Genomic DNA, 1,099 nt, shown 5'->3' with positions numbered 1-1,099 from the left:
ACCGGCATGACATCTACCGCACGTCGATCGTGTGGGAGGGGTTGCGGGAGCCGGTTCAGGTGGTGTGGCGCCGGGCCGAACTGCCGGTGACCGAGGTGGCCCTGGACCCGCAGAGCAGTGACCCGGTGGCGGACCTGCTGGCCGTCGGGATGTCGATGGACCTGCGCCGGGCACCGCTGATCGACCTGCACGTCACCGCTGTGGCCGAGGGCCGCTGGCTGGGTCTCGTACGCGCTCACCACATGGTGCAGGACCACACTGCGCTGGAGGTGCTGCTCGCAGAGGTACGGGCCTTCCTCGCCGGCCAGGGTGACGCGTTGGCCGAGCCGCTGCCGTTCCGGGACTTCGTCGCACAGGCCCGCGGCGGGGCGGAACAAGCCGAACACGAACGGTACTTCGCGGAGCTGCTGGGCGACCTCGACGAGCCGACGACGCCGTTCGGACTCGTGGACGTGCACAGCGACGGTGCTACGGCGGTACGGGCCCGGGTGCCCGTCGAGCCGGAGTTGCACGGGCGGCTGCGGGAGGTGTCCCGGCGGTTGGGAACCAGTGCGGCGACGGTCATGCACGTGGCGTGGGCACGGGTGCTGGCAGCGGTCAGCGGGCGTGACGACGTGGTCTTCGGGACCGTGCTGTTCGGGCGCATGAACGCCGGAGCCGGATCGACCCGAGTACCGGGCCCGTTCATCAACACCCTCCCCGTGCGCGCCCGGACCGACGAGCCCGGAGTTCTGGCGGCGGTCACGGCCATGCGCACGCAGCTCGCGAGGCTGCTGGAACACGAGCACGCGCCACTGTCGGTGGCCCAGCAGGCCAGCGCGATGGCCGGAGACACACCGCTGTTCACCTGCTTCCTCAACTACCGCCACAACTCCGCGCCGAACGACGAGGGCGACGACCTGGACAACGCCCTCCACGGGATCCGACTCGTGTTCTCCCGAGAGCGCACCAACTATCCGTTGATGGTGTCGGTCGACGACAACGGTGATTCGCTCTCGCTCGCTGTGGATGCGGTGGCTCCGGTCGACCCGCAGGCGGTGGGTGTGCTGGTGCGTACGGCGGTCGAGAACCTGGTCGCCGCGCTGGAGACGGCGCTGGA

General features: G+C 70.1%; 1 protein-coding gene. It reads left to right on the top strand.

All coding sequences use genetic code 11. From position 1 onward, the window contains the following. The coding region (locus tag ACFT4A_RS42525; protein WP_382842070.1) for a condensation domain-containing protein at positions 1–1,099 on the top strand (1,099 nt) is incomplete at both ends.

Origin of the sequence: Streptomyces sp. NPDC057099, assembly GCF_042671245.1 — a bacterium.
Classification (GTDB): Bacteria; Actinomycetota; Actinomycetes; order Streptomycetales; family Streptomycetaceae; genus Streptomyces; species Streptomyces purpurascens.
The sequence above is the reverse complement of the archived record's forward strand: the minus strand, read 5'-3'. Positions and strand labels throughout refer to the sequence as shown.